General features: G+C 66.7%; 5 protein-coding genes. All 5 read left to right on the top strand.

The genetic code is table 11. The annotated features are described in order from the left end of the window. Positions 1-355 precede the first annotated feature (355 nt). The 5 genes from dusB (at position 356) to ntrX (ending at position 7,888) form a co-directional block, all read left to right on the top strand. Positions 356-1,357, top strand: coding sequence for a tRNA dihydrouridine synthase DusB (gene dusB / locus BRAS3809_RS20565; protein WP_083839138.1), 1,002 nt, complete (start codon positions 356-358; stop codon positions 1,355-1,357). Continuing rightward, on the top strand, positions 1,354-2,529 hold the full coding sequence (locus BRAS3809_RS20560; protein ID WP_008963966.1) for a two-component system sensor histidine kinase NtrB: 1,176 nt from the start codon (positions 1,354-1,356) through the stop codon (positions 2,527-2,529). Before dusB ends, BRAS3809_RS20560 begins: the two co-directional genes overlap by 4 nt. Before the next feature lie 9 nt (positions 2,530-2,538). After that, positions 2,539-3,981 carry a nitrogen regulation protein NR(I) gene (ntrC, locus tag BRAS3809_RS20555; RefSeq protein WP_006613895.1) on the top strand — a complete coding sequence of 481 codons (1,443 nt, stop codon included), beginning with the start codon at positions 2,539-2,541 and terminating at the stop codon, positions 3,979-3,981. Between the two features lie 176 nt (positions 3,982-4,157). Beyond that, the gene (locus BRAS3809_RS20550) at positions 4,158-6,500 is read left to right on the top strand and encodes a sensor histidine kinase NtrY-like (protein WP_008963965.1); all 2,343 of its coding nucleotides are present in this window, start codon (positions 4,158-4,160) and stop codon (positions 6,498-6,500) included. A 17-nt stretch (positions 6,501-6,517) separates the two neighbouring features. Then, positions 6,518-7,888 carry a nitrogen assimilation response regulator NtrX gene (gene ntrX, locus BRAS3809_RS20545; RefSeq protein ID WP_006613905.1) on the top strand — a complete coding sequence of 457 codons (1,371 nt, stop codon included), beginning with the start codon at positions 6,518-6,520 and terminating at the stop codon, positions 7,886-7,888. Positions 7,889-8,037: the final 149 nt, after the last annotated feature.

The raw sequence follows: 8,037 nt of genomic DNA, 5'->3' as shown, positions 1-8,037 counted from the left end.
TCCGCAGAAGATGTTAAGCGAGCAGGATCACACATTGCGTGAGCCGCGGAGGAGACTGGCAGTCGCGGCGCCAGCGCTGCGCAATGACCCGCGCAGCGCGTCGCCTTTGCCATTCTGGCCGGGGAAATGTGCACAGAGCCATGCAAAAACCCGGCGGCTCCCGGGTTTACCATGACTGCCGAACAAGCATATTTTGCTGCACTGCACTTGAAATATGGGCTGTCTTGGCTAAAGTGTAGGCATGACGCTTGACTGCCCAAGAATTGTGCTTGAGAGTGCGGGGCAGACGCAATGATGCGTCGATGAGCTCGAAGAGTCGTTCGTGACCGGTCTGGCCAATACACCCGCCAAAGCCTTGAAGATAGGTGACGTTTCGCTCGTCAACCGGGCCGTTCTGGCGCCGATGTCGGGGATCACCGACGCGCCGTTCCGCCGAGTCGCGGCCGAGCTGGGCGCCGGGCTGGTGGTGTCCGAGATGACCGCGAGCGATGATCTCGTCCGCGGGCGGTGGATATCCCGGTTGCGCTGCGAGGCGAGCGGCATCGGTCCCCATGTGGTCCAGCTCGCCGGTTGCGAGGCGCATTGGATGGCCGAGGGCGCCAAGGTCGCGGCCGATGGCGGCGCCGACATCATCGACATCAACATGGGCTGCCCGGCGCGCCACGTCACCGGCGGCCAGTCCGGCTCGGCCTTGATGCGCGATCTGGATCATGCGCTGACCTTGATCGAGGCCACCGTCGCGGCCGTCGACGTGCCCGTGACCTTGAAGATGCGGCTCGGCTGGGACGAGCGCAGCCTGAACGCGCCGGAGCTGGCGCGCCGGGCGGAAGCCGCCGGCGTGCAGCTGATCACCGTGCATGGCCGGACGCGGCAGCAGTTCTACAAGGGCGAGGCCGACTGGAGCGCGGTGCGCGCGGTCAAGGATGCCGTGGACCTGCCTGTCGTCGTCAATGGCGACATCACGAGCTACGAGGATGCGCGCGAGGCGCTCGACGCCTCCGGCGCCGATGCCGTGATGATCGGTCGCGGCGCGCAGGGGCAACCCTGGCTGCCCGGCCAGATCGGCCGCCGGCTCGATGGCGGCGCCGAGGAGGGCGCGCCGGAGCTTGCGCAGCAGCTCGCGCTGCTGACCGCGCTCTATGACGAGATCTGCCGCCACTATGGCGAGCGGGTCGGCCTGCGCCACGCCCGCAAGCATCTCAGCTGGGGGCTCGACGTCGCCGCTGCGCACGCCCAGGCGCCGGCCGAAAAACTGAAGGCGTGGCGCGAGCGTATCCTGACATCCGAGCAGCCGTCCCAGGTGCATCGGGCGCTGCGTGAAGCTTTCGACGATTTTGCCTGGAGTGCAGCCGCATGAGCTCAGCCGCAGAACAGCGCAAGCGCCTTCCGTCCGATGGCGACGCCATCCTCAACGCGTTGCCCAATCCGGTTCTCGTCATCGGCCCGGACGGCATGATCATGGACGCCAACATGGCGGCGGAATCGTTCTTCGATTCCTCGACGCAGTTCCTGCAGCGGCAGTCGCTGAAGAAGCTGGTGCCGTTCGGCTCGCCGCTTTTGGCGCTGATCGACCAGGTGCGCACCACCAGTGCGCCGGTCAACGAATACAAGGTCGACCTGGGCACGCCGCGCACCGGCGCCGACCGGCTCGTTGATCTTCACGTCGCCCCCTTGCCGGAGCGGCCGGGCCACATCGTCGTGATGCTGCAGGAGCGCACCATCGCCGACAAGATGGACCGCCAGCTCACCCATCGCAGCGCGGCGCGCTCGGTGATCGCACTGGCCGCGATGCTGGCGCATGAGATCAAGAATCCGCTGTCGGGCATCCGCGGCGCCGCGCAATTGCTGGAGCAGCAGGCTTCCTCCGAGGACCGCATGCTGACCCGGCTGATCTGCGACGAGGCCGACCGCATCGTCACCCTGGTCGACCGCATGGAGGTGTTCGGCGACGACCGCCCGGTGGCGCGAGGGCCGGTCAACATCCATTCCGTGCTCGACCACGTGAAGCGGCTGGCGCAGTCGGGCTTCGCCCGCAACATCCGCTTCATCGAGGACTACGACCCGTCGCTGCCGCCGGTGCTGGCCAACCAGGACCAGCTGATCCAGGTATTCCTGAATCTGGTGAAGAACGCCGCCGAAGCGGTCGTCGACCTCGGCACGGATGCCGAGATCCAGCTCACCACGGCGTTCCGGCCGGGCGTGCGGCTTTCGGTGCCCGGCAAGAAGTCGCGCGTCTCGCTGCCGCTGGAGTTCTGCGTCAAGGACAACGGCCCGGGCGTGCCGGAAGACCTGATGCCCAACCTGTTCGATCCGTTCGTGACCACCAAGCCGACCGGAAGCGGCCTCGGTCTTGCATTGGTCGCGAAGATCATCGGCGACCATGGCGGGATCATCGAGTGCGAGTCGCAGCCGCGCAAGACGACCTTCCGGGTGCTGATGCCGATGTACAGCGCAAGCAAATATCCAGACCAAGGCCATCGCGGCGACGTTTCGGGGACGCCGTCGCATGCCTCACAGGGATCAAATTGAGGACCACCTATGCCTGCAGGTAGCATTCTCGTTGCCGACGACGATACGGCCATCCGCACGGTCCTGAACCAGGCGCTCTCGCGCGCCGGATACGAGGTGCGGCTGACCGGCAACGCCGCCACGCTGTGGCGCTGGGTGAGCCAGGGCGAGGGCGATCTCGTCATCACCGACGTGGTGATGCCCGACGAGAACGCCTTCGACCTCCTGCCGCGGATCAAGAAGATGCGGCCGAACCTGCCGGTCATCGTGATGAGCGCGCAGAACACCTTCATGACGGCGATCAAGGCCTCGGAGCGCGGCGCCTATGAGTATCTGCCGAAGCCGTTCGACCTGAAGGAGCTGATCGCGATCGTCGGCCGCGCGCTCGCCGAGCCGAAGGAGCGGGCGGCGAGCCAGCCCGACGACAGCGAGTTCGAATCGATCCCGCTGGTCGGCCGCTCGCCGGCGATGCAGGACATCTACCGCGTGCTCGCGCGCCTGATGCAGACCGACCTCACGGTGATGATCTCCGGCGAGAGCGGCACCGGCAAGGAGCTGGTGGCGCGCGCGCTGCACGACTACGGCAAGCGCCGCAACGGCCCGTTCGTCGCCGTCAACATGGCGGCGATCCCGCGCGACCTGATCGAATCGGAATTGTTCGGCCATGAGCGCGGCGCCTTCACCGGCGCCAACACCCGCGCCTCCGGCCGCTTCGAGCAGGCCGAGGGGGGCACCCTGTTCCTGGACGAGATCGGCGACATGCCGATGGAGGCGCAGACGCGGCTTTTGCGCGTGCTGCAGCAGGGCGAGTACACCACGGTCGGCGGCCGCACCCCGATCAAGACCGACGTGCGCATCGTCGCGGCCTCCAACAAGGACCTGCGCATCCTGATCCAGCAGGGGCTGTTCCGGGAAGACCTGTTCTTCCGCCTCAACGTCGTGCCGCTGCGGCTGCCGCCGCTCCGCGAGCGCATCGAGGACCTGCCGGACCTGGTTCGCCACTTCTTCGCGCTGGCGGAGAAGGACGGGCTGCCGCCGAAGAAGCTGGATGCCGCCGCGCTGGAGCGGCTGAAACAGCACCGCTGGCCGGGCAACGTCCGCGAACTGGAGAACCTGGCCCGGCGCCTCGCCGCGCTCTATCCCCAGGACGTGATCACGGCGTCGGTGATCGACGGCGAGCTGGCGCCGCCGGCGGTCACCACCGGCTCGAACGCGCCGACCTCGATCGACAATCTCGGCGGGGCCGTCGAGGCCTATCTGTCCTCGCACTTCCAGGGCTTCCCGAACGGCGTGCCGCCGCCGGGCCTGTACCACCGCATCCTCAAAGAGATCGAGATCCCGCTGCTGACGGCGGCACTGGCGGCGACGCGCGGCAACCAGATCCGCGCCGCCGACCTGCTCGGCCTCAACCGCAACACGCTGCGCAAGAAGATCCGCGACCTCGACATCCAGGTCTACCGCAGCGGTGGTTAAAGAGGTTTTTGAATACCAATAGGGGTGGGTGGGCTGCCCCACATGAGAATTAATGTAGACAAATCTGCGATGCGCTTCCGCGCCGTGGATTTGTCGCAATTTGGCAACAGCGTGGTAGGAATGCATCAGTCCGATTCTTCCGGACGTGCCGCGTTCACATCACACCCCTTGCCGGAATGACCAGCGCAGAAGCTTCGGCCACCCCCTTCGACCCATCGTCCGCCGACGCCCGGCGCTGGACCTGGCGCACCTGGCTGGCGCCGGTGGCGGTCGGCCTCGCGCTGCTGTCGGCCTTCCTGACCTTCATCGTGCTGGTCGGCCTGAGCCCGATCGAGCCGACGCCCGAAGTCGTCAGCACCTTCCTGCTGATCGACGCCGGAACGATCCTGATCCTGGTCGGGATCATCATCCGCGAGGTCTGGCAGATGGTCCAGGCGCGGCGGCGGGGCCGGGCGGCGGCGCGGCTGCACGTCCAGATCGTCAGCCTGTTCTCGATCATCGCGGTGCTGCCGGCGGTGCTGGTGTCGCTGGTCGCCAACGTCACCATCGACCGCGGCCTCGACCGGCTGTTCTCCGGACCCGCCAAGGAGGCGATCCAGAACTCGCTGACGGTGGCGCGCGCCTACACCTATGAGCACGCCCAGCTGATCCGCGGCGACATCCTCGGCATGGCCAACGACATCGCGCATGCGCGGCCGCTCTACGACCAGGACCGCGGCACCTTTCGCGAGCTGCTGACGGCCAGCGCCGCCTCGCGCAACCTGCCGGGCGCGATGCTGATCGACAAGGACCGCAACATCCTGGAGACCGCCGAGACCGGCATCCAGCAGAGCTTCCAGACGCCGCCGGCCGATTTCCTCTCGAACGTCAACGAGACCGAGCCGCAGATCGCGGTGTTCCCCGACGCCAACTACGTCGCGGCCGTGATCCGCCTGCGCGCCTTCAACGACACCTTCCTCTACGTCGCCCGGCTGCTCGATCCGCGCGTGATCGCGCAGCTCAAGCAGACCGAGACCTCGGTCGCCGAATATGCCCAGGTCGAATCGCGCCGCCTCGGCATCCAGGTCGCCTTCGCGCTGATGTTCGCGGTGATCGCGCTGACCATCCTGATGGCCTCGGTGCTGATCGGGCTGAACTTCGCCAACTGGCTGGTGTCGCCGATCCGGCAACTGATGAATGCCGCGCAGACGGTCGCGACCGGCGACCTCCACGTCCAGGTTCCGGTGCACCGCTCCGAGGGCGATCTCGCCCAGCTCGGCCAGACCTTCAACAAGATGACGCAGGAGCTGCGCACGCAGCGCGACGAGCTCGTCAGCGCCAGCGACCTGATCGACAGCCGCCGCCGCTTCATCGAGGCGGTGCTGTCGTCGGCCTCCGCAGGCATCATCGGCGTCGACGCGTCGGGCAGCGTCGGCATCCTCAACCGCTCGGCCGAGAAGCTGATCGGACATGCCGAGCAGGAGGTGCTCGACCATCCGCTGACCGATGTGCTGCCCGAGCTCGACGACATGATGAAGACGGCGCGCGAGGGCAAGCAGCGGCTGGTGCAGGGACAGATCACGATCCAGCGCGACGGCCACGAGCGCAACCTGTCGGTGCGCGTCACCGCCGAGCAGACCAACCAGGCGCGCGACAGCTACATCATCACGCTCGACGACATCACCGAGCTGGTGTCGGCGCAGCGCACCTCTGCGTGGGGCGACGTCGCGCGCCGCATCGCGCACGAGATCAAGAATCCGCTGACGCCGATTCAGCTGTCGGCGGAGCGCATCCGCCGCAAATTCGGCAAGGTCATCACCGAGGACAAGGCCGTATTTGAGCAATGTACCGAGACGATCGTGCGGCAGGTCGACGACATCAGGCGAATGGTCGACGAGTTCTCGCGTTTCGCGCGGATGCCGAAGCCGGTGATGGAAGGCGAGGACGTCGCCGACGCGGTCCGTCAGGCCGTGTTCCTGATGAAGGTCGCCCATCCCGAGATCGACATCGAGACCGACATCAAGCAGGACCCGTTGCGCGCGCAGTTCGACCGCCGTCTGATCTCGCAGGCGCTGACCAACATCATCAAGAACGCCACCGAGGCGATCGAGGTGGTGCCGCAAGAGGAGCTCGGCAAGGGCCGCATCGATGTCGTCGCCTCGCGCGAAGGCGATGACGTGCTGATCGACGTGATCGACAACGGCATCGGCCTGCCCAAGGTGGCGCGGCAGCGACTGCTCGAACCCTATGTCACGACGCGCGCCAAGGGCACTGGCCTCGGGCTCGCGATCGTCGGCCGCGTGCTCGAGGATCACGGCGGCAAGCTCGAGCTGAAGGACGCCTCGGATTTCCGCGCCGGCCAGCGCGGCGCCTGGATGCGGCTGCGCTTTGCCGTCTCTGGCCAGGCCGCGAAGCCCGAGGCGAAGGAGCAGGCGTCCGCTCCCGACAATTCGCAACAGACGGAGTCCGGCGGGGAAACCGCCGGCACGGCTCAAGCGACCAACGATCAACCAAAAATTCAAGCCGCAACCGGCAGCTGACGAGACAGGCGTGACCCATGGCGAGTGATATTCTGATTGTCGACGACGAAGCCGATATCCGGGAGCTGGTTGCCGGCATCCTGGACGATGAGGGCTTCACGACTCGAACGGCTCGCGACAGCGATTCGGCGCTCGCCGAGATCGCCGGCCGGCGGCCGAACCTCGTATTTCTCGACATCTGGCTGCAGGGCTCCAAGCTCGACGGCCTGCAGCTGCTCGAGCAGATCAAGAAGGATCACCCGGATCTGCCGGTCGTGATGATCTCCGGCCACGGCAACATCGAGACCGCGGTCGCCGCGATCAAGCGCGGCGCCTATGACTTCATCGAGAAGCCGTTCAAGTCCGACCGCCTGATTCTCGTCGCGACCCGCGCGCTGGAGAACTCGCGGCTGAAGCGCGAGGTCCGCGAGCTCAAGCAGCTGGCGCCGACCGCGAGCACGATGACCGGCCGCTCGCCGTCGATGAACCAGCTGCGCCAGACCATCGAGCGCGCCGCCAAGGCCAACAGCCGCATCCTGATCGTCGGACCGCCGGGCTCGGGCAAGGAGCTCGCGGCCCGCACGCTGCACGCGCAATCGCCGCGCGCGGAGGGACCTTTCGTGGTGATCAACGCCGCCGCGATCACGCCGGAGCGGATGGAGGAGGAGCTGTTCGGCATCGAGCAGTCGAACGGCGAGCAGTCGCGCAAGACCGGCGCGCTCGAGGAGGCGCATGGCGGCACGCTGTTCGTGGACGAGATCGCCGACATGCCGCGCGAGACCCAGAACAAGATCCTGCGCGTGCTGGTCGATCAGACCTTCCAGCGCGCCGGCGGCACCACCAAGGTGCATGTCGACGTGCGCATCATCTCGTCGACCGCGCGCAACCTGGAGGAGGAGATCGCCAGCGGGCGCTTCCGCGAGGATCTTTATCACCGTCTCTCGGTGGTGCCGATCCGCGTGCCGCCGCTGTCGGAGCGCCGCGAGGACATTCCCGAGCTGATCGACTATTTTATGGACCAGATCTCGATCACCACGGGCCTGCCGAAGCGGCAGATCGGCCAGGACGCGATGGCTGTGCTGCAGTCGCATGTCTGGCCGGGCAACGTCCGCCAGCTGCGCAACAATGTCGAGCGCGTGATGATTCTCGCCGCCGGCGGCCCGGAGGTGATCATCACCGCCGACATGCTGCCGCCGGACGTCGGCTCGATGGTGCCGGCCATGCCGACCAGCAACAATGGCGAGCACATCATGGGGCTGCCGCTGCGCGAGGCCCGCGAGGTGTTCGAGCGCGATTACCTGATCGCTCAGATCAGCCGCTTCTCTGGCAACATCTCGCGCACCGCCGAGTTCGTCGGGATGGAACGCTCGGCCCTGCACCGCAAGCTGAAGGCGCTCGGGGTGGGCTAGCCACTCGGCAAAGTTTGCCGGGCTGGACGAATTTACATTGGAAAATTCGCCCGGTTCCGGAATTTTACGGACGAATCCGGGTGTTTTGGAACCCGGGTCGCCGCAATCGGCTTGCCTAATATGCTCGCCTGTCCTCTAATCGCGCGTCC

The sequence above is a fragment of the Bradyrhizobium sp. STM 3809 genome, from assembly GCF_000239795.1.
GTDB lineage: Bacteria > Pseudomonadota > Alphaproteobacteria > Rhizobiales > Xanthobacteraceae > Bradyrhizobium.
Note: the sequence above shows the minus strand (reverse complement) of the source record. Positions and strands in the feature narration are given on the sequence as shown.

What these genes read in the sequence shown, in the direction of transcription:
- BRAS3809_RS20560 (WP_008963966.1), top strand. Translation starts at nt 1,354, where the DNA reads ATGAGCTCAGCCGCAGAACAGCGCAAGCGCCTTCCGTCCGATGGCGAC.
- BRAS3809_RS20550 (WP_008963965.1), top strand. Translation starts at nt 4,158, where the DNA reads ATGACCAGCGCAGAAGCTTCGGCCACCCCCTTCGACCCATCGTCCGCC.
- ntrC (WP_006613895.1), top strand. Translation starts at nt 2,539, where the DNA reads ATGCCTGCAGGTAGCATTCTCGTTGCCGACGACGATACGGCCATCCGC.
- ntrX (WP_006613905.1), top strand. Translation starts at nt 6,518, where the DNA reads ATGGCGAGTGATATTCTGATTGTCGACGACGAAGCCGATATCCGGGAG.